The organism is Planctomycetia bacterium, assembly GCA_021413845.1.
Lineage (GTDB): Bacteria > Planctomycetota > Planctomycetia > Pirellulales > PNKZ01 > PNKZ01.
Genome location: JAIOPP010000133.1, coordinates 17,816 through 40,742, shown reverse-complemented (window position 1 = coordinate 40,742; position 22,927 = coordinate 17,816). Strand labels below are relative to the sequence as shown.

18 protein-coding genes are annotated in these 22,927 nt (G+C 61.3%); 7 read left to right on the top strand and 11 right to left on the bottom strand.

Going from position 1 to position 22,927, the window contains the following annotated elements:
- Nucleotides 1-76: 76 nt before the first annotated feature.
- A complete protein-coding gene (locus tag K8U03_22970) occupies nucleotides 77-3,160 on the bottom strand; it encodes a HEAT repeat domain-containing protein (GenBank protein ID MCE9607761.1) in 3,084 nt (1,027 codons plus the stop codon).
- A 167-nt stretch (nucleotides 3,161-3,327) separates the two neighbouring features.
- Between K8U03_22970 and K8U03_22965 the strand changes: the two genes are divergently transcribed.
- Nucleotides 3,328-4,614, top strand: coding sequence for an SGNH/GDSL hydrolase family protein (locus K8U03_22965; protein ID MCE9607760.1), 1,287 nt, complete (start codon nucleotides 3,328-3,330; stop codon nucleotides 4,612-4,614).
- Between the two features lie 41 nt (nucleotides 4,615-4,655).
- Here the strand turns inward: K8U03_22965 and K8U03_22960 are convergent, their stop codons facing one another.
- From K8U03_22960 to K8U03_22945, 4 genes are all read right to left on the bottom strand, one after another.
- Nucleotides 4,656-6,311, bottom strand: coding sequence for a hypothetical protein (locus K8U03_22960; GenBank protein ID MCE9607759.1), 1,656 nt, complete (start codon nucleotides 6,309-6,311; stop codon nucleotides 4,656-4,658).
- Between the two features lie 103 nt (nucleotides 6,312-6,414).
- Entirely contained in the window at nucleotides 6,415-7,353 is a 939-nt protein-coding gene (locus K8U03_22955) for a hypothetical protein (protein ID MCE9607758.1), read from the bottom strand.
- A 164-nt stretch (nucleotides 7,354-7,517) separates the two neighbouring features.
- Nucleotides 7,518-8,855, bottom strand: a complete 1,338-nt coding sequence (locus K8U03_22950; GenBank protein MCE9607757.1) for a beta-ketoacyl-[acyl-carrier-protein] synthase family protein — start codon at nucleotides 8,853-8,855, stop codon at nucleotides 7,518-7,520.
- 162 nt (nucleotides 8,856-9,017) lie between these two features.
- Complete coding sequence (locus tag K8U03_22945) at nucleotides 9,018-10,421, bottom strand: hypothetical protein (protein MCE9607756.1); 1,404 nt, start codon at nucleotides 10,419-10,421, stop codon at nucleotides 9,018-9,020.
- Nucleotides 10,422-10,832: 411 nt separating this feature from the next.
- Between K8U03_22945 and K8U03_22940 the strand changes: the two genes are divergently transcribed.
- Together K8U03_22940 and K8U03_22935 are read left to right on the top strand one after the other, a co-directional pair.
- Nucleotides 10,833-11,006, top strand: coding sequence for a CsbD family protein (locus tag K8U03_22940; protein MCE9607755.1), 174 nt, complete (start codon nucleotides 10,833-10,835; stop codon nucleotides 11,004-11,006).
- A 136-nt stretch (nucleotides 11,007-11,142) separates the two neighbouring features.
- Nucleotides 11,143-13,020, top strand: coding sequence for a hypothetical protein (locus tag K8U03_22935; GenBank protein ID MCE9607754.1), 1,878 nt, complete (start codon nucleotides 11,143-11,145; stop codon nucleotides 13,018-13,020).
- 123 nt (nucleotides 13,021-13,143) lie between these two features.
- Here the strand turns inward: K8U03_22935 and K8U03_22930 are convergent, their stop codons facing one another.
- From K8U03_22930 to K8U03_22920, 3 genes are all read right to left on the bottom strand, one after another.
- Nucleotides 13,144-13,467, bottom strand: coding sequence for a hypothetical protein (locus K8U03_22930; protein MCE9607753.1), 324 nt, complete (start codon nucleotides 13,465-13,467; stop codon nucleotides 13,144-13,146).
- Nucleotides 13,468-13,617: 150 nt separating this feature from the next.
- The gene (locus tag K8U03_22925) at nucleotides 13,618-14,451 is read right to left on the bottom strand and encodes an HAD family hydrolase (GenBank protein ID MCE9607752.1); all 834 of its coding nucleotides are present in this window, start codon (nucleotides 14,449-14,451) and stop codon (nucleotides 13,618-13,620) included.
- Nucleotides 14,452-14,653: 202 nt separating this feature from the next.
- The gene (locus tag K8U03_22920; GenBank protein ID MCE9607751.1) at nucleotides 14,654-15,679 is read right to left on the bottom strand and encodes a TIM barrel protein; all 1,026 of its coding nucleotides are present in this window, start codon (nucleotides 15,677-15,679) and stop codon (nucleotides 14,654-14,656) included.
- Between the two features lie 237 nt (nucleotides 15,680-15,916).
- On the opposite strand from K8U03_22920, the gene K8U03_22915 reads away from it, so the two are divergent.
- Together K8U03_22915 and K8U03_22910 are read left to right on the top strand one after the other, a co-directional pair.
- Nucleotides 15,917-16,687, top strand: coding sequence for an SDR family oxidoreductase (locus K8U03_22915; protein MCE9607750.1), 771 nt, complete (start codon nucleotides 15,917-15,919; stop codon nucleotides 16,685-16,687).
- Between the two features lie 57 nt (nucleotides 16,688-16,744).
- Entirely contained in the window at nucleotides 16,745-17,092 is a 348-nt protein-coding gene (locus tag K8U03_22910; protein MCE9607749.1) for a four helix bundle protein, read from the top strand.
- Between the two features lie 59 nt (nucleotides 17,093-17,151).
- Here K8U03_22910 and K8U03_22905 read toward each other — a convergent pair whose 3' ends face one another.
- Genes K8U03_22905 through tpx form a run of 3 tightly spaced genes read right to left on the bottom strand, consistent with a single transcriptional unit; the run spans nucleotide 17,152 to nucleotide 19,079 of the window.
- Entirely contained in the window at nucleotides 17,152-17,727 is a 576-nt protein-coding gene (locus K8U03_22905) for a tRNA-(ms[2]io[6]A)-hydroxylase (protein MCE9607748.1), read from the bottom strand.
- Nucleotides 17,714-18,595, bottom strand: coding sequence for an SDR family NAD(P)-dependent oxidoreductase (locus K8U03_22900; protein ID MCE9607747.1), 882 nt, complete (start codon nucleotides 18,593-18,595; stop codon nucleotides 17,714-17,716). Before K8U03_22900 ends, K8U03_22905 begins: the two co-directional genes overlap by 14 nt.
- The gene (tpx, locus tag K8U03_22895; protein MCE9607746.1) at nucleotides 18,558-19,079 is read right to left on the bottom strand and encodes a thiol peroxidase; all 522 of its coding nucleotides are present in this window, start codon (nucleotides 19,077-19,079) and stop codon (nucleotides 18,558-18,560) included. The genes K8U03_22900 and tpx overlap by 38 nt, the downstream gene beginning before the upstream one ends.
- A 393-nt stretch (nucleotides 19,080-19,472) precedes the next feature.
- On the opposite strand from tpx, the gene K8U03_22890 reads away from it, so the two are divergent.
- Nucleotides 19,473-21,731, top strand: a complete 2,259-nt coding sequence (locus K8U03_22890; GenBank protein MCE9607745.1) for a sulfate transporter — start codon at nucleotides 19,473-19,475, stop codon at nucleotides 21,729-21,731.
- Nucleotides 21,732-21,869: 138 nt separating this feature from the next.
- Nucleotides 21,870-22,730, top strand: a complete 861-nt coding sequence (locus tag K8U03_22885) for a dienelactone hydrolase family protein (GenBank protein MCE9607744.1) — start codon at nucleotides 21,870-21,872, stop codon at nucleotides 22,728-22,730.
- Nucleotides 22,731-22,927: the final 197 nt, after the last annotated feature.

Below are 22,927 nucleotides of genomic sequence, written 5' to 3'. Positions count from 1 at the left end.
GTACTGGGACGACACGATCCGCGACGGGCGACTCGAACCTTACGAGCGTCCGTCGCGGATTTTTTTGCGCGCCGGATCACTTCGCCGGGGATGCAGGCTGGGTCGCGGCAGGCGCTAGCTGGCTGAGAAGATAAGCGATGAGGTGCCGGAAGTCGGTCTCGTTCAACAAGTCGGCCACGTTGCTCGGCATCGGCGAGCTCGGCAACACCGTCTGTTCTTCGATCGTGTTGCGAGGAATGCGCAGCTCTTGCCCTTGCGCATCGGCGAGCACGATCAATTCCCCTTCTTCGCGCAGCCGCAGGCCGGTCAGCACCCGGCCGTCTTTTGTTTCGATCTGCAGCGCGCGGAACGTCTGATCGACGTTGCGGTTCGGGTCGAGCACGTCTTCTAAGATGCGGTCGAGCCCCCGCACGCCGATGCCGTCGAGCTCGGGTCCGATCTTATTACCGTCGCCGGCCAGGCGATGACAGATGCGGCAGTTCTTGACGAACAACGCTTTGCCGAGTTCCATGTCGGGCTTCGCGCCGACATAGCTCTTCCGGCGTTCTTCGATCAGCTTCGCCAGCCGATCGTTACGGGCCGGAAGCTTCTGCGTCAACGCTTGGTAGCGCGGATTCGCTTCCTCGATGCCGCTCCGTTTCAAGTTCCGCACGACGACTTGCTCTTTCAACACCCACGGCGTCGCCTTTCCTTTTTCCACCGACTCCAACAACAACGCGGCTCCCCCTTTCGTGTTCGCCAGGGCCGCGGCGATCTCGACGCCGAGCCGCTCGGGAGCCGTCGCGAGTTGCGAGGCCAAGGCGGCTTGCGCGGCAGCGTCGTCGCCGAGGCTGCCGAGCACTTGGGCCGCTTTCTGACGGAGCGCAATCGGCTCGCCGGCCGAGGCCAACAGCCCTTGGCCGAGCGCAAGCCCCGCTTTGCGGTTGCATGCCACGGCCGCTTCGAGCGCCGGGCCGCGCAGATCGGCGAACTTCGCTTGCGCCGTGGTCAGCGGCTCGAGGTGGTTGAGAAAAAGATTTTCCGATTTCATATCGCGCGCCACCTCGATGGCCTGGCGCACGAGATTCACATCGTCTGTTTTCATGAGCGCGCCGATGAAGAGCTCTTCGTCGCGCAGAATCTCGGCGGGAATCTTCGCGCCTCGCGCTGCCGAGGCTTTTTGCACAGTGCGGAAGAATTCGAGGCGCTGACCCAAAGGCTGCGTCGTGCGAATTGCGAGCAGGGCGTAAGCGTCGGCCAAACGCGATTCGGGCAGATAGCGAATTCCATGCGCCAACCATTCGGCCGCGCCGGCGACCTTCGGATTTTGCCCGAGTTTCTCAAGCACGTAGGCCGCGGATTCCGCCGTCGGCACTCCCAGGCTTACGTCGCAAAGTTGCGTCGTCGCGGCATCTCCCGACGCGACGATACTCGGCAATTGCGCATACATTCCCGGCAGCAACAGATGATCGCGCAGCGCCATGCGCAGCGTGTAGATCAGGTGCGTGTCGTCGGCCGGAGTCGCTTTCCAACAGGCCAGAAGAGGCGCGATGTTCTCCGCGTTCCGATGCCGACCGAGCGCATCGGCCGCCGCACGGCGCACGAACGGGTCGGCATCGCCGAGCTTGGCACGAATGCGGGCGAGGTCTGGCGGCGAGACCTTTGCAGCGTCGCGCTCCGCCAAAAGTTTCAGCGCATGCACGCGCAGCGTCCGATCGGCGTCGTCGATCGCCGCGGCGAGCAATGCTTCGGAAAGTCGGCCGGTGCGTTCCAAGATCCACAGGGCGTGGATGCGTCCCGGCACCGATTGCGAGGATGCCGTGGTAGCGAGCAGGTATTCGAGAGCCTTGGGGTCGACGAGTTCCGGTTCGGCCGCAAGCCGGTTCGTCGCGAAGGTGCGCACCGTGAGATTTTCATGACCAAGAAGTTGCAGCAGTTCTTTGCCGTCGGCCTTGGCGACGTTCGGCATCGTCGGTTGCGCGGCTCCCTTGCCGGTATAGACGACGCGCCAGATCCGCCCGCGCTCCCGATCGCGCTGCGGGTGGTCGAGCGGCACTTCATAATGTCCGATGATGCGGTTGTAGAAGTCGGCGATGTAGAGTGCGCCGTCGGGCCCGAGCTTCAAGTCGACGGGGCGAAACCAGCGATCGTCGCACGCGAGAAAGTCGGGCTGCTCGAGCGCTTCGTAGCTGCTGCCGTGCGTCGTAAGTTTGTCGTGGTTCACGCGGTTCGTGATCGGGTTGCCGATGTAGATCGTGTTGCGATATTCCTCGGGAAACTGCTCGGCCGCGTAATAGACGATGCCCGAGATGCCGGTCGAGCCGTGTTGATGCTTCATGATCGAAGGAGCGTAGCCGAGCCCGTCGTGCGGCTTGCCGAAGCTCGGGTACCAACCGCCGCGAAGGATTTGATATGCCGGCAACGTGTGGCAATCGGCGGTGAACAAATTGCCGAGCGTGTCGAACGCCATGCCGAACGGGTTCACCTGGCCATGCGTGAACTGCTCGATGTGCGTTCCATCGGGGCGCCAACGAAACGTATTGCCCGACTGCATCGAGATCGTCGAACCATCGGCGGCGCGCGCTTCCGATTGGTTCGAGTAGCCGTGGCAAGTGTAAATCCAGCCGTCGATCCAAGGGGTAATATTGTTGACCATGCCGTGCGTGTCTTTTGCGCCGAAGCCGGTGATGAGCGGCGTCTTCTCTTCGAATTTCCCGTCGCCGTCGACGTCGCGACAGCGCAGCAGGCGCGGAATGCTGAAGACGAACAGTTCCTTATTCCACGGCGAGATGCCGATCGGAATGTTCAAGCCGGCGACGATCGTCTCGCTGCGCACGGCTCGTCCGTCGGGCCCGATCTCGAAGCGCACGACCGTATCGCGCCCTTGGCCTTCCTCGGCGGCATACGGATACTCGATCGAGCCGGTTACGCAGAGCCGGCCGGCCGAGTCGAAGTTCATGTTGATCGGCTTGCGAATGTCGGGCTCTGCGGCGACCAACTGAATCTCGAAGCCCGGCGGCAGATGAAACTTCTTTTGTTGCTCGGCCGGAGAGAGCGGCGGCTCGTCGACGATATGCGGAGATTTGCCCGGCTGTTGAGCCTGGGCTTGTCGTGCCGAGGTCGAAGACAGCAGGCAACTCGCAATCGTGAGGAGCGTGAGGAGAGTCTTGCGCGAAATCATGTCGGTGATTCTTTTCCGGGGATGGATGTATGGCGGCGAGTTGAAATTCTCAAGCGATCTTTCCTATCGTTTTAGTCTGCGGCGAGTGGATTTTCACGCCGAATTCGGTACAACGAAACCCGCCTTCCAGCCCCACCCATCGATTTTTACCTTCCGAGGAGTACCCGATGCGCCGTTCGTTTTCCGACTTTAGGTCGTTTCGTTGCCGCGGCGCTCTGCTTGCCGGCGGAATTTTTGCGCTCGTCGTTTCCTTTGCGCAGTCGGTTGCCGTGGCAGCCGAGATGCTGGTCGTGCCCGGCGCGCGGATCGCGATCGTCGGCGATTCGATCACCGAGCAGAAGCTGTATAGCAAATACATGGAAGCGTACTTGCTCGCTTGCTCGGGCGTGAAAGACGTGAGCGTGTTTCAATTCGGTTGGAGCGGCGAGCGCGCCCCCGGCTTCGCGGCGCGGTTAGAGAACGATCTTGCAGCGTTCAAACCGAACGTCGCCACGCTGTGCTACGGCATGAACGACGGCTCTTATAAACCATTCGATGATCAGATCGGCGGCACCTATGAAAAGGCGATGCGCGACATCTTGAAGAAGCTCGCCGGCGTCGGCGTGACCAAGGTCGTCGTCGGATCGCCGGGAGCGGTCGACGACTATTTCTTTCGCCCGGGCCAGATGTTCGCCGACGGCAAGCCTGCGCACGAGTCGTACAATGACAACCTCGCGCACCTGCGCGATATCGACAAGAAGCTCGCCGAAGAGACCAAGCAGAATTTCGCCGACGTCCATTCCGCCATGTACGACACGATGAAGAAGGCCCAAGCGAAGCTGGGGCCGAAGTATCCCGTCTGCGGCGGCGACGGCTTCCATCCCGGCACGAACGGCCAACTATTGATGGCCTATGCGTTTCTTAAGGGGCTTGGCGTCGATGGCAACATCGGCGAGATCAACGTCGACATGAAGAGCAGCGGCGGCGGCAAAGTCGAACTGGAAAGCACGCGCTGGCCGTTCTGTTTCGACGGCGACCCGGCCAGCCCGACCCGGACGATCTTACCGTTCGTGGCGTTCAATGCCGACCTGAATCGCTATACGCTCAAGGTCGCGAACCTCGAAGCGCCGAAAGCGAAAGTCACCTGGGGCAATGAATCGAAGACGTTTACCCGCGAGCAACTCACGGCCGGCGTGAATCTGATGGATGAGTTCGCCGTGACGCCGTTCGATGGCGCATTTCAAAAACTACTCGCCGCGATCGCGGCGAAGCAATCGCTCGAGACCTACATGATCAAGAACGTGATCACGAACTTCCGCAATATTCCGGCCGAAGCGAAGGAAGACCCGGAAATCGCGGCCGCTTATAAGAAGATCGGCGAACGGATGATGGTGAAGCACGCCAAACTCGACGCCGACGTGAAGCAGCTGGTCGTGCCGGTGAAGCACACGCTCAGCGTGGAGCCGATCCAATAGGCTGCGCGCAATGCAAAATCGCTGCGGCGGGAAAGATCGCGCTAGTTGATGATCTTTCCCGTCGCGCGAATTTGCTGCAATTCCGCGGCGAGCCGGCCACCGACCGTGCGCCACCAGGTCTTCCAGGTGCGACGGTTCTCGGGCATGCGTTTGAGATACGCGCGTAGGAAGCGGAGCCGATCGGTTTGCGAGATCCAAGGATGCATCTCGGCGCTCAGAGCAAGCCGCGTCAGGTTCTTGCAACAAGAGGCGAACGAGACATGGCCGCGAAAGCGCAGCCCGTCGAGATCGATGAGAAACGCTTCGACCTTCGGCGCATTTGCACCACTATCGACCTCGCGCAGCAGGAGGTTGTTTCCCTTGAGATCGCGATGCGAGAAGCCCTGGTCGTGCAGTCGTCCGACGAGTCGGCCCAGCGTTTCCGCGCCGCGGCGCACGCAATGCCGTCGGTTCGCCGAGCCGCGGCGGGCGAGATCCCAACCGTAAAGGTGCAGGTCTTGCGCGCCGGTGAGCCACTCCGTGAGCAGGTAGTCTTCATGGTCCTTCACCGCGACGCGCAGCGCGCCGTCGTCGAGCGGCAACTCGGCTTCGACGACCAGACTGCCGTGGCTGATCTTCACCGGTCGATCGACGTTCGCCTGCCACAAGCGCTCGGGCGAGTGCAGCAGTTCTTCGACCGTCTTGCGCGGCAGATCGCTCACGGCGTGTGCAAATCCTTCGGCGGTTTCCAAGCAGTAGAAGTCTCGATTGTCGGTCCAGGCGCGCTTGTCGCGCTTGCGCACGATGCGCCGCGCGTAGGCGAAGGCCGCATTGCGAATCGCTCGGCCCGAGCGTTCGACGTCGGCGACTCGGAATTCCGGCCGTGCGACGAGATAGGCTTTCCAAAATCGCCGGCGCTCGGTTTCCGACATCCGACTGAGAAAGCCTGCGCACAGCATCGCAAGGCTTTCGCGCGTGCCGGCCTCGTCGAGCCCGGCGGAGATCGTCACGCTCGGCAGATCGGCCAAGTAGAGTTGCGGAGGTCGGTCTTGCGCGGCGACCGCCTCGGCATGGGCGATCAGTATGTTGCCGCCGTGCAAGTCGTGATGGAAGACGCCGGCTTGATGGGCCGTGGCGCAGAGCCGCGCCGCCGCTTCGATCAGGCGCAGGCGTCGCTCGTTGCGCTGCGCAGGCGGGACCCGCGGCAGATGCACGGCGACGTACTCGTCGAGCGAGCAGGCTTCCGGGATCGCTTCGGTGATGAGATAGCTGTCGCGCGCGCGAACGCCGCGACGCTGCTCGCCGACTCCGATCGGGCGTGTCGCCGGTACGCCACGCTCGGCGAGTTCCCACGCACGGCGATATTCGCGCCGGCAAGCTCCTTCGCGAAAAAGGTGCTTCCAGGATTGCAGCATCCCCGCCGAACGAAGATGCTTAATGAAGAACGAGCGCTCCGGCAGATCGACTCGATAGACGGTTCGCCCGGCTCCGCGCTTTACCACGACGGCGGCTCCTTCGCGCAGCCAGCGCTCGATCGGCAGGCCGTCGCGCGCGATGAGGTCGCGCCAAGCAGGCAGGATCTCCCACTGCATGTCGCCGTTATCGTAAGTTTCGGGAGTGCCCGAAGCCGAGGGGAGGGCGCTCAAGCGACGATTGCCGCGCGCGGCGCGATCGGTTCGCTTCGAGTCGACATCGGCGATGGCGAGCAGAGGATTCATCGCCGGCGATCTTACGGAAAATCACGCGCAGCGAACAAGAGCAGTCTGTGCCGGCAGAAGTCGATGCCGGCAGCTCGACGACGGAAGAAGCCCGTGTCGCCGACTAATAAACTCCTTCTTCGGGATTGAAGCCGAATTGGTCGGCGGTGGCGAAGTCTCGCTTGGCTTCGTCGGCTTTCCCTTGCTTCTCGTACACTTCGCCCCGATGGTGATACATGACCGCGAGGTTTTGCTCGATGCTCTTGATCTGAGCGCCGTAGTCTTTGGAGAGTTTCCCGCGCAACACGCGCCCCGCGATCGCCGCTTCGAGTTCCTTGTGAATCTTCTCGGTGAGCCCGATCGCGCGGTTCAGATCGTCGATCGCGGCGGGATACTTTTTCTGCCGAAAGAGCACGTAGCCGCGCGTATCGATCAGCGACGAGTTGTCGTTGGTGCTCAAGCGCAGGGCTTCGTCGATGTCGACGAGGGCTTCATCGAGCTCGAAGTCGCCGAGTGCGCGGGCGTAGGCTCGATCGTTCAGCAGAATCGCGCGCTCGCCGAAACCTTTGGCGAGCGATTCCGTCGCCGCTGCCGCGGCCTTGTGGTGTTCGTGCAGATAAAAGTACATCTGCCGACGCAGGCTTTGTGCGTTCGGGTCGGAAGGATTCAAGATAGCCGCTTGTTCGGCGTCGGCGAGGCTGCCGCGATAGTCTTTGGTGAGCCGCTTCAACTCCCCGCGGATCAACAGTAGCTCGGCGTTTTCCGGGCTCCACGCAACCGCACGATCGGCCGTCGCCAGTGCGCCGCTGAGATCGTTGTTGAAGTAGAGCTTGAGGGCTTCTTCTCCGAGATGCCGCCCGAAGCCGTCGCGAATCACGCGGCCGAGATCGTAATGGTTCCAAATGAGCGCCAGCAGCGCGGCGACGACCGCCATGCGTAGCACGAAACGAATCCGACGTCCCGTGTTCGGCGGGGGGGCGTTCGGATCTCTCGGCCCGGCTTCGTCGAACCCCGGCGGAATGGGAAAACCGAATCGATCGAGTTCGGGCTCTTTGGGCTTCATACCTTCAACAGTAGCGGCCGACCGCAGGAGCGGCAAGTCTCAAGCTGGGCCGAAATCGCAATCGATTCGCTTTAGCGCGCGGGAGCCGTGCGGGCTGTGGAAATCCCGGCGATTGCGTGAGAATTTCGTAAGGGGATGTCGCCGGCTTGCGATTGCGGCCCGGCTTAGGCGACGTACCGCTTCACGAACACCGACGAAGCCTGCCCTTGCGGAGTAACGCTCAGGTTTAAGAACGAGTTGCCCGGCGACTTCGCTTCGCGCACGATATTGAGCTCGCAATTCGCGTCGGGCTTGTCGTAGTTGAGCGTCGGGAAAAGCAGATCGTGGTAGAGCGACAGCACGCCGGCGATGAGCTCCACCATGCCGCTGCCGGCACCGAGGTTGCCGAAGTAACTCTTCGCGGCGGTAACCGGTACGTTGACTCCCGCGCCGGAGAAGACATCGCGAATGGCCCGCGCTTCAGCTTCGTCGCTGCCGTGCGTGCCTAGGCCGTGCGCTTGAATATGCCCGACGGCGAAGGGGGTCGCACCCGCATCGCGGAGGGTGGCGCGAATGGCATTGGCGAGCGCGAGGTCGCGCAGCGCTACGCGGTTCTTATCGGCCGCGGTCGACGAGCCGGCACCCGAGAGCTCGGCGTAGATCGTGGCTCCGCGGGCCCGCGCGTGTTCGAGTTCTTCCAAGATGACGACACCCGAGCCTTCGGCCAGCACCGCACCTGTGCGATCGGCGTCGAACGGGCGGCAGGCCTTGGCGGGCTCGATCACACCATGCGGGCCGGTGCCGGGAGCGAGCTCTTCTTGCAACGAGGCATGGACCGCCTTCATCGTGTGAATGCGCGTGCCGGTCGCTCCGGCGACCATTACGTCGGCATGGCCGCGCTGGATGACGCGCAGCGCTTCGCCGACCGCGAGGTTGCCCGCGGCTTCGCGCAGCGTGAGAGAGTTGTTCGGGCCGCGCAAGTCGTTGTAGATGGCGATATGGCTGGCCGGCATGTTCGGCAGGTACTTGAGCAGCCAGAGCGGGGTCATTTTCGTCATCCCCTGCTGCGCCCATTTCTCGAATTGGAACTTCCGTTCCTCATCCGTGCAGGCCAGGATGCCGGAGCCGAACTCTTCGGGCTCGCTCAGCATGTAGTCGGTGCCGAAGACGACGCCGCAGCGTTCGGGATCGCGGCCGGTGAGCGACAGCGAGGCATCTTGCAAGGCGCGTTCGGCCGCAGCGACCCCCATCTGACATTCGCGGCACATCACCTTGAGGCCTTTGCGAATGGCTTTCTTTTTGTCTCCTTCGACATTGCCGAAGTCGTCGATGTCGCCATGGAAGTCGCGGCAGACGCCGGCGAACGGAGCCGCGAGCGCCGCGCCTTGGCCGTTTTCCAGCGGCGAGATGCCGCTCCGACCGGAAGACAAACCTTCCCAGAGAGCTTGGTGCGAATTGCCGAGCGGGCTGATCAAACCAAGGCCGGTAATCGCAACACGCCGCGTCGGAGAAGGGCTACTCATGGATTCTCAAAGCGAGATGAAAAAACCGACACGATCGCCGGGCGATCAGGTCGGGAGAAGGGGAGACGATTCGGTCAGACTATTGTATTCCGACCCGCCACCGACCGGAAGGGACCGCCGCATCGGGCTCGACACCCCTTCGATAAGCGTACGCACGGCGGCTTAGTAGCGGGCACGCGACGGCGTCAGCGGCATGTTCGGCAAACCGCCGACGATCGGCGTGAGCGACGGAGTTTGCACGGTCGGAGTCGGCGCGGCAGCGGTCGACGTCGGGCTGCGGCTATCGATAAACAGCAGCATCTCCCCACGATCGGGACCACCGGAAAGCATGGCAGGCATCCGGAAACCACCCGCCGCGGAGGCCTCGGTCGCCGACGGAATCGGCACGACGCCGAGGCTCACGACCAGCACTTGATCGGCCGGCCAGCGGAAGCGATCGTGCAAGCGGAACTGACTGACTTGCGGCACGGCGATCTCGGTCCGTTGCCGTGGGGCGACCGCCGAGGGAACTTCGACCGGCAACGTTTGGAGTCGTTCGAGTTGGTCGATGTTGACCTTCACGACGGCGTCGATCGAACGACCGTCGAGCGACGACAGGGGGCTGATCTCGATCGAGAACCCTTCGTCGAATTGCGAGGCCTTGGCCTCGTAGCCGGGCCACGCATCCGGCCGCATCACGATGTCGGCCGTGTAAGGTCGCGGACGCGTAAGGCTGACGACCGACGATTGCCCGCTAGAGATGAACAACTGCGGCGCGCTATGTTCGCGAAAGTCGGAACGCTTGCGCAGCTCGGTGACGAGCAGCGAGGCGTTCTCGCGCGCGATCAACCAAGCGGAGATCCCTTGCGTTTGCACCGGCACGGGTTGCAAGGCCGCTTGCGCGCGTGTGCGCCAGTTAGGTCCGCTGACCGAAACGACGCGCACGTTGACGACTTGCGATTCTCCCTGACTGTTTAAGAAGCGTTCGACCACGTCGGCGACGACGGCTTGAACGTCGGGCGTGTGGTAGACCCGCAACACGCGGGCATCGGCGCTGAGAATGCTGACGACATTCGAGTGCCACGCTTCGTAGCCTGTCTCGCGGAGGACCCAATCGACGAGGGCTTGCTCGGGGCGATTCGTCGAAGTGACGCGGGCCGTGTAGGGGCTGATGTCGTACTCGCGCCAGATTTGGCCTTCTTTGTTCGGGAGCGTGCCGTTGCCGCTCGTGACTTTCGCGATCGGCGCGCGAGGCGTGCCGCCGATCGGCGTGAGACCGTTGTTGATGCGCGTGCCGACGTTGCTCACCGGGAACTGATTGTTCGCGGGGACGGTCGTGCCGGCCGGACGAAGCTCGCCGTTCGGCGAACGCCATTGGCCGGTGAAGTTCGTCGGCGTGCCGTTGGTGGCGGCGGGCGCTGCGGCGGCCGGCGTTGCGACCGTTGCCGGTTGATTCGGGTTCACCGTGATCGGCACGCCGGATTGCGCACGTGCGTCGGAAGGAGTCGTTGCGCTGAGAAGCGCGAGAAGAAACGGCGCAACGATGAACGCGGCGGAGCGACTGGTGCGGAGGGCTCGATGCAACATCTCTGGACTCCCCTAACGGATTATGAGGCGCGGGAGTATAGGAAGCCCCGCAAATCGCGGCAAGATCGACGACACGATGTTGCTGAACGGATGACAGCAGTTTGGGGCAATTCGCAACTGCGACCTTGCTAGCAGCGATGATTCCATTGCGCTGCTTCGATCGGATAAGCCTGCGCGATCTCGAACCAGCATGCGAAGTTACGATGCGCCTCGCAGGCCGATGTCGGCGATTCGTCACGGCTTAGCGTGCCGAAAGAGAGCGTTTCGATCCGCGTTTTCCTTACGATCGTCAAAGGGGGCTCGGAATTGTGCGGTTCGGTCTGAGGATTGCTTTATCGAGAGTCGTGGCAGCACAAATCATTCGCCGTTCACTTCGCTGTTCATTCTCATTCTCCGATAGGAGCTCAAGCCATGTCTGGTAAAGCTGATGAAATCAAGGGTCGCGTGAAAGAAGCCGCCGGAGCGCTCGCCGACGACGACAAACTTCGTCGCGAAGGGAAGATCGACCAAGCTGCCGGCAAGGTCAAGAACGCCGCCGAGAAAGCGGTCGATGCCGTGAAGAACGTCGTCCAAGGCAAAAAGTAAACGCCTGAAACAAGGTCGTCCTGCCACGTTCGTCCGGGGCGTGATCGCGTAACAACGGTCTCGCAACGGACGAAAGTGTATCGGCGATCTTTTCATATCCAGTTCCATTTTTGAAACCGTATCGAGAGTATCCGTCATGAAAACATCCGTCTTAAAAATCGCAATCGTCGCGCTCGCTCTGGTGAGCATAGCCACACCTTCCTTTGCGCAGCGAGGTCGTGGAGGAGGCGGAGGTGGAGGTCAGAAAGGTGGTCAACAGAATGGCGGTCAGAAGAATGCTGGGAACCCGGGCGGTGGCAATCCGGGGGGTGGGCAGCACAACGGCCCGCCGCATCACAACAATCCCGGAGCCGGCGTCAACGCGGGTGTCGGGGCTGCCGGAGTCGGGGCAGGTGCGACCTTGTCGACCGGCGCGAACAACGGGCCGCAACACGTGCACAACCATCCGAACAACCCGAACAATATTCAGACCAACAACAACGTTCGGAACAACAACCCAAACACGAATCAGCTTAACCGGAACGCCGGCCCGAATGCCAATACCTTCAACGGCCGCAACGATCCTCGGGTAAACGACCCGCGCGTGAACGACCCCCGTTTCAGAAACGATCCACGCTTCAACAACAACCTCAATAACAACAACGGCCCGCGGACGTTCGCAAGCCCGAACAACGGCAACTTCAACAACGGGCAAAACTTCAACGCTCGCCACTACGATCCGGCGTACAACCAATTTCGCCTCGGCAACCAGACCGTGAACTACGGCAACCCTAACTATCGCCCGAGCTACTCGCGCTATTCTTGGTACAACGGTTATCAAGCCGGCCCTTACGGCGTAAACGGCTACGGTAATCTCGGCAATGGTTCCGCATACGGCGTCGGCTATCGGGGCTTCGGCGGCAACAGCAGCATCGGCAACACGCTCCTCGGACTCGGCTTGTCGTCGCTATTAGGTGGCGGCACATCCGGGCTCGGTGGCCTCGGCGGCGCAGGTGGCTACGGCGGCTACGGGAGCAGCCTCGGCTATCCGGCCGGTTGGGGGCTCGGCGGTTGGGGCCTCGGCAGCATGGGCTACAGCAGCGGCTACCTCGGCTACAACAATCCCTACTACAGCGGCAACACCGGCGGCAACTTCGCCTACAACTACGCTCAGCCGATACCGGTTGCCGTAGCGGGTCAGCCGAGCACCAACGACATCGCTACGCAAAACTTCGAGACGGCCCGTCAGCAATTCAGAGACGGCGAATACTCCGCGGCTTTAGCTTCCGTTGATGCGGGCATCAAGCTGCAACCGACCGACGCGGTGATGCACGAGTTCCGTGCGCTGACGCAGTTCGCGCTCGGCGATTACCGCAACTCCGCCGCGACGATCCATTCGGTTCTTGCCGTCGGACCGGGCTGGGATTGGGCGACCCTCAGCAGTCTTTATCCGAGCGTCGATACCTACACCACGCAGCTCCGGGCTCTTGAGGCAGCGGTGAAGGAAAATCCTAAGTTAGCCGAAACGCGGTTCTTGTTGGGCTATCAATATATGACTGCCGGCCACGCAGCCGATGCCGCCGCGCAGTTTAAGATCGCGTCGAACTTGATGCCGCAAGATCAAGTCGCCGCCGACTTGAGTCGACTGAACAGCACGCCGGATCAAGCGGCACAAGTCGTCGCTCCGACGACCGACGCAGCCGTGCAGAATCCGAATGCGACGACCTCGGCTGCTCCGGCTATGAAGCAAATCGATCCGGCGGCTCTCGTCGGCGATTGGAAAGCGGAACGCTCGGACGGCTCGAAGTTCGACGTCGAACTTTCGCCGGATAAGACGTTCGTGTGGAAGTTCGCGCAAGCGGACAAGAACCAAACGTTGACAGGCACTTACGGCATCGAGAACGATCTCCTCGTGCTCCAGAGCAAAGACGGCGGCGCGATGCTCGGGCATGTGAGCGTCGACTCCGACAAGCGGTTCACGTTCAAGTTGCTCGGGACGCCGGAAACCGATCAAGGATTGGCTTTCAACCGCTAAGCGCGCCGATCGCTTAGGTTCGTAACGCTTAGGTTCGAACCTCGTACGGAAACGAAGAGGGCGGCCATCTTGCGATGGTCGCCCTTTTTCGTTTTGCGAACTCGATTGTTTACCGCGTCGACCTTACCAACCCATGACCATATTCGACTCGATCACTTTGCGCGAGCGTTCCAAATCGGTTCCCGTCTCGTGCATGTAGAGGCGAATGGCATGGACCTTGTCACCGTGGGCCTTGTGCAAGCAATCGCGGGCCGTGTGGCAAAGATCGCTCGTGCTTGCGATTCCCAAAGCTCCTTTGGAAATGACCCACGTGTCGCGCGGGCGCTTCGTAATGCGAAGCGGTTTTTCCGTGGGATAGCAATCGTGCACGGTCGCCGCAGCGGCATCCTGATCGGCTGCCCAAGTGATGATAATGTGCGACTCGGTCTCGATCTCAAATAAAGGCATCGGACCTTCCCCCCTTTCCTTTGGTTGAATAGGGATCCTTCTGCGCTGATCCTACGTCGGCTCCGGTCGATCGTCAACGCGCCGAATTTTCGATTGCCGAAACCGAGCCGGGGAGAGTCGCCGGCCCCCGCCGCTAGCGGAATCGGCCGGCTAAATCCCGAGTAAACCGAGCAGTTCGCCGAGGCGTCGGTAGTCGCCGACGATGATGTCGGCCCCCACTCCGACGAGCCGGTTGCGCTTCCACAGGTTTACGCCTTGGCGCGTCTCCTCTTCGCTGGCGACGCCGATCGCCGTGCCGCCGGCTTTCTTCGTCTCTTCGATCTCCACATAACCATCGCCGAATGCGACCAACGCGCGAGGGTCGACCCCGGATGCTTTCAAATCGGCGACGATCTTCTCAATGACCATCGCCTTCGAGAATTTTTTGTAGTCGTCCAGCGCGCCGTAGATCCGTTCGCCGAAGAAGTGATCGAGCTTTAAGGCTTGCACTTCGTCGCGAACGTATTGCAGGTCGGTGCCCGAGGCGAGGATCGGCGTGATCCCGCGATCGGTCAAAGTTTGCAGCAACTCGCGGCTGCCGGGCACCGTCAGGTCGTCGGTCGGAATCGTGCCCGACTTCAAGCCGACGACGCGTTCTTCGATCTGCACCCAAAGCAGATCAAGATAACGATGCTTATAGACCAACGGTTCGGCCGGCTTCCCTCCGCGCTTGGTCACTTCGTCGGCGAGTTGCATCATCTGATAGATGGTCTGCTTGCCGTTGAGCCGCATCACGAACTCTTCGACGATCTCGCCGAGCGCTTCGCGCGATTCCGCTGTACCGGTCGAGGCGAGCTCGTCGACCATCATCGGGATCATCACCGCTTGCCAGTTGCGGCGGACGAGGGAAAGGGTGCCGTCGAAATCGAACAGCGCAACCTGATACCCTCCGCGCGGCAGAGTAGGGTTCAACACTTCGATCGGCGTCTCGGTCTCGGTCGACATCTTCGTGATTCCATTTCGATAACCATCAAATCCTTCTCCCGGCGGGAGAAGGTGGCCGAAGGCCGGATGAGGGGCGCGGCTTCTCAGCGGTTGCAGAACTTTGTCTCGCTGCGATCCGCCCCTCATCTGTCGGCCGCTGCCGACATCTTCTCCCGAAGGGAGAAGGGTTTTATCTGACCCCCGACCCCTACTTGCCCGACCCCTACTTCCCCATCAGGTGCTCAAGAATATAAAGCTCGAGCCCTTCGTAATCTCGGGCCGTGCGGAAGGCGGCGATCTTCGCTTCGTCGACGCTGCGCACCAGCTCGAGCAAGTGATTGAACAGCTTCAAGCTGTTCGCCAGGTGCTTCGTATCGTCGGCTTGCTTCGTTGTGCGCATCGCCTTGATATCGAGCCCGACGATGCCGGTGTCGTAGTATTTGGCTTTGTCGAGAACCCGGACTTGGTTGAACGCGCGGCACAGGTCGACGCTGCCGAACGATTTGTCTTGGTCGTACTTCAAACCGTTTTGATCGTTGAGATGCACGCCCCAAAGCTTCTTGTGCCAGAGGGCGTAGGCCATGTCGTCGGCCGGATCGAGACCGGCGAGAATGCTATGGGCGCTTTCGATCAACACGCCGACGCGGGCCGGATCGGCCGTCCGATAGGCGAGGCCGAGGAAGTGGCCGACCGTCGGACAGAACGCTTGATCCATTGGCTCGTTCGGCTTCATCTCGCCGACGACGCGGATCGTCTTGTCGTGCGCGAGAATGTCGTTCACGGCGTCGACGATCAGCCCGACCGCCGCTTCGGCGTCCTTCGCTTCGCGAATGTAGGTTCCTTCGCGAGCGAGCCACAGCACGATCAGATCGGTGTCCATCATCCGCGCAATGTCGACCGAGCGGCGCGTTCGCTCGCGGGCATGCTTCCGGTTGGCCGCGCTGTTGGCCGTGTAGCCGCCGTCGACGGTTCGCTCGTCTTCCCACAGGCGGGGCGCGATGAACTCGGCCTTCAAGCCTTCGGAGTCGAGCAGCTTCTTCACCTTCGCGACCCCCTTCACCGTGGCCGCGACATCCCAATCGGCCGGCACGACGTCGTCGTCGTGAAGCTGCACGTAAGTGAAACCGAGCTCGCGATAGCGGGCGATCTTCTTAGCGAAGGCGACTTCCTTCCGAACGACCGGCCCGAACGGATCGCTTCCTTGCGAGATATTCCAGGGTCCGAAACTGAAGCGATATTTACCGGCCATGCGAAGCGTTCCTCTCAAGATTTTGCAGCTTGCGAAGCGACTATATTACTCGACGACGCGCAGGGTCGTCCAGCAGTCGGGCTGGGCCGCAGCGACTTGCTGAATTCACGTTTCGCCGGCGCCGCAAGGCCCCGTTGATTGACACCCGACCGGCCGCGTCGCATCATGTCGCTGCGCCTACTTTCGTCACCGCCGTCTTCTCGCCCTTTCGTCTTTTTCCTTCTTGCGGAGTCCGCCATGAGCAGCCCACTTTTTAATCTTACCGGACGTCGGGCCTTGATCACCGGCGGCAGCAAAGGACTCGGCAAGGCGATGGCGCGCGGGTTCGCCGAGTGCGGCGCCGACGTCTTCATTTCCAGCCGCCACGAAGACGAACTCAAAGCCGCCGCCGCCGAGATCGGGCACGGGCTCAAGGTGCGCGTCGAGTACGCCGTGGCCGACATGCTCGATCGTGGTGCCGTGGCGAAGCTGGCCGAAGACGCGATCGGACGACTCGGCGGAATCGAGATTCTGGTCAACAACGCAGGGAGCAACAACCCGCAACAGATCGACTCCGTCGTCGACGCCGATTGGGATCGGATCATCGAGCTGAATCTGAACAGCGTCATGGCAATGACGCGCGCCATCGTGCCGCAGATGAAGCAGCGCCGTTGGGGACGCATCATTCATATCTCGTCGATCATGGGAATCGCCAGCAAGGAAGGTCGCAATTCCTACTCGGCGACGAAAGCCGCGCTGATCGGCATGTGCAAGGCCACGGCGCAAGACGTCGGCCCGTTCGGCATTACTTGCAACTGCATCGCGCCGGGACCGTTTCTCACCGACCTACCAGGCAAGATGCTCTCCGACGCCGAAAAGAAAACCTTCGCCGACCGCACGGCCTTGGGCCGCTGGGGCGACCCGCGCGAACTCGCCGGCCCGGCGATCCTTCTGGCCTCCGACGCAGGGAGCTACATCACCGGCAGCGTGTTGCTGGTCGACGGCGGAACGCTATGCAAGACGTTCTAGGAAAGTCAGAAACCAGAAACTAGAAACCAGAAGAGCGGAGCTTCACTTGAGCGCGCTATGAAAGATTTGAAAGTTCGGACCAAGGAGTTTGCCCTTCGGATTATTAGGCTTAGCGCGTCGTTGCCGCGACGGCTCGAAGCAGATGTCATCGGAAAGCAAGTCTTGCGGTCAGGCACTTCCGTCGGTGCGAATTATCGAGAAGGAATTCGAGCTCGTTCGCCCGCGGAATACGCAGCCAAGCTCAATCAAGCACTGATGGAGTTGGAAGAGACCGTGTATTGGTTGGAGCTATTGGAAGAAGCGAAGATCGCCAAGGCCGAAGAGGTTTCGCTCCTCAGAAGTGAAGCTTCGGAACTCACGGCGATTTTCGTTACGCTTATCAAGAAGGCAAAAGCCGGAGCATAGCGATTCTCGGTATTGCTCCCTTCCGAATTCTGGTTTCCTTCTTCTGGTTTCTGGTTTTCTTAGCTATGAACGCGCGCCAGCTCATCCCCTTCGTCGATGATCGCCGCTTCGAGTTCCGCAAGTTGATTAAGCCGTTCGGCGATTTCGTTTTCATTTCCGAACTCGCGCGCGAACTCGACGTACGTCGCGTGGTGTCGGGCTTCCGACGCGTAGAGGCTGCCGTAGAAGTCGGCGAGTTCGCGGTCTTGCAGTCGATCGCGCAGCAGGCAGAACCGCTCGCAGCTACGGGCCTCGATCAGCGCCGCGATCAGCAGTCGATCGATCGCCTTGTGCGGTTCTTGCTTCCGCACTAAGTCGTTCAGCTTCCGGCCGTAGCTGCTCGGCACTAGGCGGCGGAAGCGCATGCCGCGCCGTTCGAGCAGGTCGAGCACCAAGCGGAAGTGGGCGAGTTCTTCATGGACGATCGACGTCAGCTCGCGCACGAGCGGCACGCGGTCGACGTAGGCGAAGATCAGGTTCAGCGCCGTGCCGGCCGCTTTCTTTTCGCAGTGCGCATGATCGATGAGCACTTCTTCGAGGTGCCGCTCGACGGTGTCGAGCCACCATGGAGCGGTGCTCGATTTAAGGCTGAGCATCGGGCTCCCCTTCCGTCGGCTTCGCCTGCCGCTCGAACTTGCGCATGACTTTGCGCATGAAGAAGTTTGGAAAGAACCGCTTGAGCCACCAATACGATTTCGATTTGTACGGCATCATCACGTAGAGCCGGCCGTGCGCCATCGCCTCGAGCGTTTGCACGGCGACATCGTCGGCGGAGAACTTCGCTTCGCGCATCGAGCGCTCGGTGTAGTCGCGCTGCGATTCGGTTTGCAGGCGCGCGCCGTTCAGCAAGCCGGAGACGAAGAAGCTCGGACAGACGACCGTGACGCCGACGCGATACTGATGCCACTCGACGTGCAGCGTTTCCGACAGTGCGAGCACGCCGGCTTTTGCGACGTTGTACGCAGCCATGTTCGGCAAGCAAGCGAAGGCCGCGAACGAGGCGACGTTGATGACATGCGCGCCGCGCGCGTTCGTCTTCAGCCGTTCGGCGAACGTGTGGCAACCGACGACGACCGATTTGAGATTCACATCGACGAGCCATTGCCAATCGTCGAGCGGAAACAAGCCGACTTCACCGGCACCCGCCACGCCGGCGTTGTTGATCAAGAGATCGACGCGCGGCCACTCGACGGCGAGCCGATCATGCAACGCTTGCCAAGCCGCGATCGAGGTGACGTCGAACGTTTCGACGCGGCCCGAGCCGCCGGCGACTTCGACGAGCCGCAGCGTTTCGAGATTCTCCGCTTCGTTCAAGTCGACGAGCGCCAGTCGGTAGCCGCGCTCGGCGAGTCGCACGGCAAAGGCTCGACCGAGCGCGCCGGCCGAGCCCGTGACGACGGCGTAGCGAACGTGATCGACGGAAGCGTTAACCGACCAATTCCTTGAGCTTGGCGAGTGGGGCATCGTATTTCGGTTCTTCGGCGACTTCCTTCACTTGCTCGGCATAGACCACGGTGCCGGCCGCATCGAGCACGAACGTGCCGCGCGCGAGCAGTTGCAACTCTTCGATGAGCATGCCCCAGTTCTTGCCGAAGTTGCGATCCTTGTAGTCGCTCAACGAGCGCAGGTTCTTGATGTTCTCGGCGCCGCAGAAGCGGTTCATCGCAAACGGCAAGTCGACGCTCACCGTCACGGCGTTAATCTTGTCGCCGTAGCTCGCGAGCTCTTGATTGAACTTCTTGGTTTGGATCTGGCAGACCGGAGTATCGAGCGACGGGACCACGCTGATGATCGTCGGCTTCCCCTTCAGGTCGGCCACGGTCACTTCCTTCATGCCCCCTTCGTATTGCGCGAGCTTAAAGTCGGGAGCGGGTTTGCCGACCGTCACGGCCTCGCCGGCGAGCGTCAATGGATTTCCCTTAAACGTCACGGCACCGGGGCGACTCATGATCGTGGTCCTTACTCTGAATACGAATGGAAACGTACGGGCTTGCAGCACTCTGCAAATGAGGCGGTTCAGTATCCCGATATCGGTCTCAGGTTCAATATGCCCGCACGGTTCGGCAGAGCTCCGATTTGCCGCGGCTCCGACGATGGTGGGCGATTCCTTAATGTTTACCACCCATGTATACGGGTATGTCGTAAAAATAGCTTGATTTCAGCCGTTTTCTGCATTCTACAAACATTACGAAACTGTAATAATTACAGTCCGGTAAGACAGGTTCCGTAGGTTCGCGGCGACCGTGGGTCGTCGCGACAATAGCCCGACCGCCGGATGGATTCGATCCCCTGCCGCCATCCGGTTCGCCGTCGGGCAGCGTTCGTCTGAGGAGAGTTGCTGATGCCCGATACCCGTATGTTTTCACGCGACACCATCGGCCGCGATCTCACGGCGGGATTGGTCGTGTTTTTCGTCGCCTTGCCGTTGTGTTTGGGGGTCGCGCTCTCTTCGAACGCGCCGTTGATCTCCGGTCTCATCGCCGGCGTCGTCGGCGGAATTCTCGTCGGCTTCTTGAGCGGATCGCATACGAGCATCAGCGGTCCTTCGCCCGGCAGCGCGGCGGTCGTCGTGGCGCAGATCGCGCTGCTCGGCAGCTTCGAGACGTTTCTGCTCGCGGTCATCGTGGCGGGAGTGATTCAAATCATCCTCGGGCTCTTGCGGGCCGGTGTCGTTTCCGAGTTCGTACCGTCGGGGGTGATCAAAGGTTTGCTCGCTGCGATCGGGATCATTCTCATTCTCAAGCAGATCCCTCACCTCTTCGGGCTCGACTCCGATCCCGAAGGGAATATGGCGTTCTTCCAGCCCGATCAGGAGAACACGTTCTCCGAACTCGGCGAGTTGCTCGGCTTTCATCCCGGCGCAACGGTGATCGGCCTCACGTCGGTAGCGCTCTTGTTTCTTTGGGACAAGGTTCCGCGATTGAAGCAATCGCCGTTTCCCGCGCCGCTGGTCGTGGTGTTGCTCGGCGTCGGCATGAACATGTTGCTCAACACTTTCGGCGGCAACTGGGGAGTCGGCGGCAACCATTTGGTGCAGGTTCCCGTGACGACGAACGCAGCGGAGTTCGCGACGTTTCTCCATTGGCCCGACTTCTCGCAGTGGATGAATCCCAAGGTTTACATGGCGGGCCTCGCGATCGCGTTGGTCGTGTCGCTCGAAACGTTGTTGAACTTGGAAGCGATCGATAAGATCGATCCGAAGCAGCGGACCTCGCCGACGAATCGCGAACTGCTCGCCCAAGGGGTCGGCAACATCGCGGTCGGTTTTCTCGGCGGCATTCCGGTGTCGTCGGTCATCGTGCGCAGTTCGCTGAATATCAACTCCGGCGGCCAAACGAAACTCGCGGCGATCACGCACGGCTTGTTCTTGCTGGTCTGCGTATCGTTGTTGCCCGCGTGGTTGAACCTCATTCCGCTCTCCTGTTTGGCGGCGATTTTGTTCATCACCGGGGTGCGGCTCGCCGGCCCGTCGACGATGAAGCAGATGTGGCGCGACGGCAAGTATCAGTTCATTCCGTTCGCCGTGACGGTCGTCGCGATCGTCACGACCGACCTGTTGATCGGCATGCTCATCGGCCTCGGCGTGAGCCTCAGCTTCATTCTCAGCAGCAACCTGCGCCGGCCGATTCGGCGATTCGTCGAGAAGCAACTCGGCGGCAACGTGATTCATATCGAGCTCGCAAATCAAGTGAGCTTCTTGAATCGGGCGGCGTTGTCGCAGGCGCTCGATTCGATTCCGCGCGGCGGACAGCTGCTGCTCGATGCACGCAACACGCACTACATCGATCCCGACGTGCTCGACCTGATCCGCCACTTCTCCGAGCAAACCGCTCCGGTGCGTAAAATCGAAGTGAGCATGCTCGGCTTTCGCGCGAAGTATCACCTCGAAGATCGGATCCAGTACCTCGACCATTCGACGCGCGAGCTGCAAGCTTCGCTCACTCCCGCGCAGGTGTTGCAGATTCTCAAAGACGGCAACGAGCGCTTCCGCAACGGCCGACCGTTGACGCGCGACTTCAGCCGGCAGGTTCACGAAACGGCGCATGGGCAGCATCCGTTGGCCGTCGTGCTCAGCTGCATGGACTCGCGCTCGTCGGCCGAGCTGGTATTCGATACCGGCATCGGCGATGTGTTCAACGTGCGCGTGGCGGGAAACATTACGAGCCGCAAGATTCTCGGTAGCTTGGAATACGGCTGTGCCGTCGCCGGCGCGAAGCTGATTCTCGTGATGGGGCACACGCGCTGCGGAGCCGTGACGTTGGCCGTGCGAACCGCGTTTGCCGGCGAGGCCCCTCCGCAAGGGCCCGGCTGCCAACATGCCGAGCCGATCTTGCGCAGCATTCAGGAATCGATCGACTACGACCACGGCCGCGAGTTCGATCGCTGTTCGCATACCGATCAAGAAGCGTTCATCAATCAAGTCGCACGAATGAACGTCTTGCGGATGGTCGAGCAGATCCAACGGGAAAGCGACACGCTCGGCCCGTTGATTCGCGCGGGGCGGATTGCGATCGTCGGTGCGATGTACGATGTCGCGACCGGCGATATCGAGTTCGTGAACGAAAGCGTCGTCGACGAAGCGTTGGACCTTGCGCGCTGAAACCTCGCGCGCTGAGCCGTTGCGTGTTGATATCGCCGGCGAACTCACGCCGGCTGCTTTTCTTCGCGCGTGCGGCGTGTAAAATGCCGCTCGATACGTCACGCTTCCCAGCGCACGCCCCCCTTCGAGGAGAACACGCTGCACGACGATCTGACGAGCTTGGTTCCGAACTTCGCTTGGAGTCGCCGCGAGTTCGTCGTTACGACGTTGGCGACCGGCTTCGCGCTGGCCGTGCAACCGGTCGCAGCCGAGACGATCACGACCGACACCGCGGATCTCGAAGCCGGCGAAGTGAAGATCCCGGTCGCCGACGGCGAGATTCCGGCCTATCAAGCGCGGCCGGCCAAGGGAGACTCGTTCCCGACGGTGCTCGTCGTGCAAGAGATTTTCGGCGTGCATGAGCACATCAAAGACGTCTGCCGCCGGTTTGCGAAGCTCGGCTACTTGGCCGTCGCGCCGGAGTTGTATGCGCGCCAAGGCGACGTCTCGAAAGAGACCGACATTCAAAAGATCATCGCTTCGGTCGTGTCGAAAGTGCCCGACGCCCAAGTGCTGGCGGACCTCGACGCGACGGTCGCTTGGGCCGCGAAGTCGGGCAAAGGGAACGTCGACAAGCTCGGCATCACCGGCTTCTGCTGGGGCGGACGAATCGTGTGGCTCTATTCGGCTCATAGTTCGAAGTTGAAGGCCGGCGTTGCGTGGTACGGCAGGCTGACGAGCGCGGTCGACGCCTTGCATCCGAAGCATCCTCTGGATCTTGCCGGCGAATTGAAAGCACCCGTGCTCGGGCTCTACGGCGCCGCCGACACGGGCATTCCGGTCGAGAGCGTCGAGAAGATGCAAGCGGCGATCAAAGCGGCGGGCAAGCCGAGCGAGATCGTGCTCTATCCGGACACCCCGCACGGCTTCCACGCCGACTACCGCCCGACCTATCGAAAAGACAAAGCGGACGACGGCTGGAAACGGGCCCTAGCTTGGTTCAAGCAAAACGGCGTGTAGTTTGAAAGTAGCAGGCACGTTCCACGTGCCGTAGCCATGTGCGTCTTTCGAGCACGACGCACGATCGCGACACGTTCAGCTCCGTTCAATAGTCCCGGATGCATATCCGGGGCCGCACCGTAACGATCGTTCTCTATCAGCTGTGGCTGACGGCACGTGGAACGTGCCTGCTACTTAAACAAAGCACAGCCATAATC

What these genes read in the sequence shown, in the direction of transcription:
- K8U03_22970 (MCE9607761.1), bottom strand. Translation starts at nt 3,160, where the DNA reads ATGATTTCGCGCAAGACTCTCCTCACGCTCCTCACGATTGCGAGTTGC.
- K8U03_22965 (MCE9607760.1), top strand. Translation starts at nt 3,328, where the DNA reads ATGCGCCGTTCGTTTTCCGACTTTAGGTCGTTTCGTTGCCGCGGCGCT.
- K8U03_22960 (MCE9607759.1), bottom strand. Translation starts at nt 6,311, where the DNA reads ATGAATCCTCTGCTCGCCATCGCCGATGTCGACTCGAAGCGAACCGAT.
- K8U03_22955 (MCE9607758.1), bottom strand. Translation starts at nt 7,353, where the DNA reads ATGAAGCCCAAAGAGCCCGAACTCGATCGATTCGGTTTTCCCATTCCG.
- K8U03_22950 (MCE9607757.1), bottom strand. Translation starts at nt 8,855, where the DNA reads ATGAGTAGCCCTTCTCCGACGCGGCGTGTTGCGATTACCGGCCTTGGT.
- K8U03_22945 (MCE9607756.1), bottom strand. Translation starts at nt 10,421, where the DNA reads ATGTTGCATCGAGCCCTCCGCACCAGTCGCTCCGCCGCGTTCATCGTT.
- K8U03_22940 (MCE9607755.1), top strand. Translation starts at nt 10,833, where the DNA reads ATGTCTGGTAAAGCTGATGAAATCAAGGGTCGCGTGAAAGAAGCCGCC.
- K8U03_22935 (MCE9607754.1), top strand. Translation starts at nt 11,143, where the DNA reads ATGAAAACATCCGTCTTAAAAATCGCAATCGTCGCGCTCGCTCTGGTG.
- K8U03_22930 (MCE9607753.1), bottom strand. Translation starts at nt 13,467, where the DNA reads ATGCCTTTATTTGAGATCGAGACCGAGTCGCACATTATCATCACTTGG.
- K8U03_22925 (MCE9607752.1), bottom strand. Translation starts at nt 14,451, where the DNA reads ATGTCGACCGAGACCGAGACGCCGATCGAAGTGTTGAACCCTACTCTG.
- K8U03_22920 (MCE9607751.1), bottom strand. Translation starts at nt 15,679, where the DNA reads ATGGCCGGTAAATATCGCTTCAGTTTCGGACCCTGGAATATCTCGCAA.
- K8U03_22915 (MCE9607750.1), top strand. Translation starts at nt 15,917, where the DNA reads ATGAGCAGCCCACTTTTTAATCTTACCGGACGTCGGGCCTTGATCACC.
- K8U03_22910 (MCE9607749.1), top strand. Translation starts at nt 16,745, where the DNA reads ATGAAAGATTTGAAAGTTCGGACCAAGGAGTTTGCCCTTCGGATTATT.
- K8U03_22905 (MCE9607748.1), bottom strand. Translation starts at nt 17,727, where the DNA reads ATGCTCAGCCTTAAATCGAGCACCGCTCCATGGTGGCTCGACACCGTC.
- K8U03_22900 (MCE9607747.1), bottom strand. Translation starts at nt 18,595, where the DNA reads ATGCCCCACTCGCCAAGCTCAAGGAATTGGTCGGTTAACGCTTCCGTC.
- tpx (MCE9607746.1), bottom strand. Translation starts at nt 19,079, where the DNA reads ATGAGTCGCCCCGGTGCCGTGACGTTTAAGGGAAATCCATTGACGCTC.
- K8U03_22890 (MCE9607745.1), top strand. Translation starts at nt 19,473, where the DNA reads ATGCCCGATACCCGTATGTTTTCACGCGACACCATCGGCCGCGATCTC.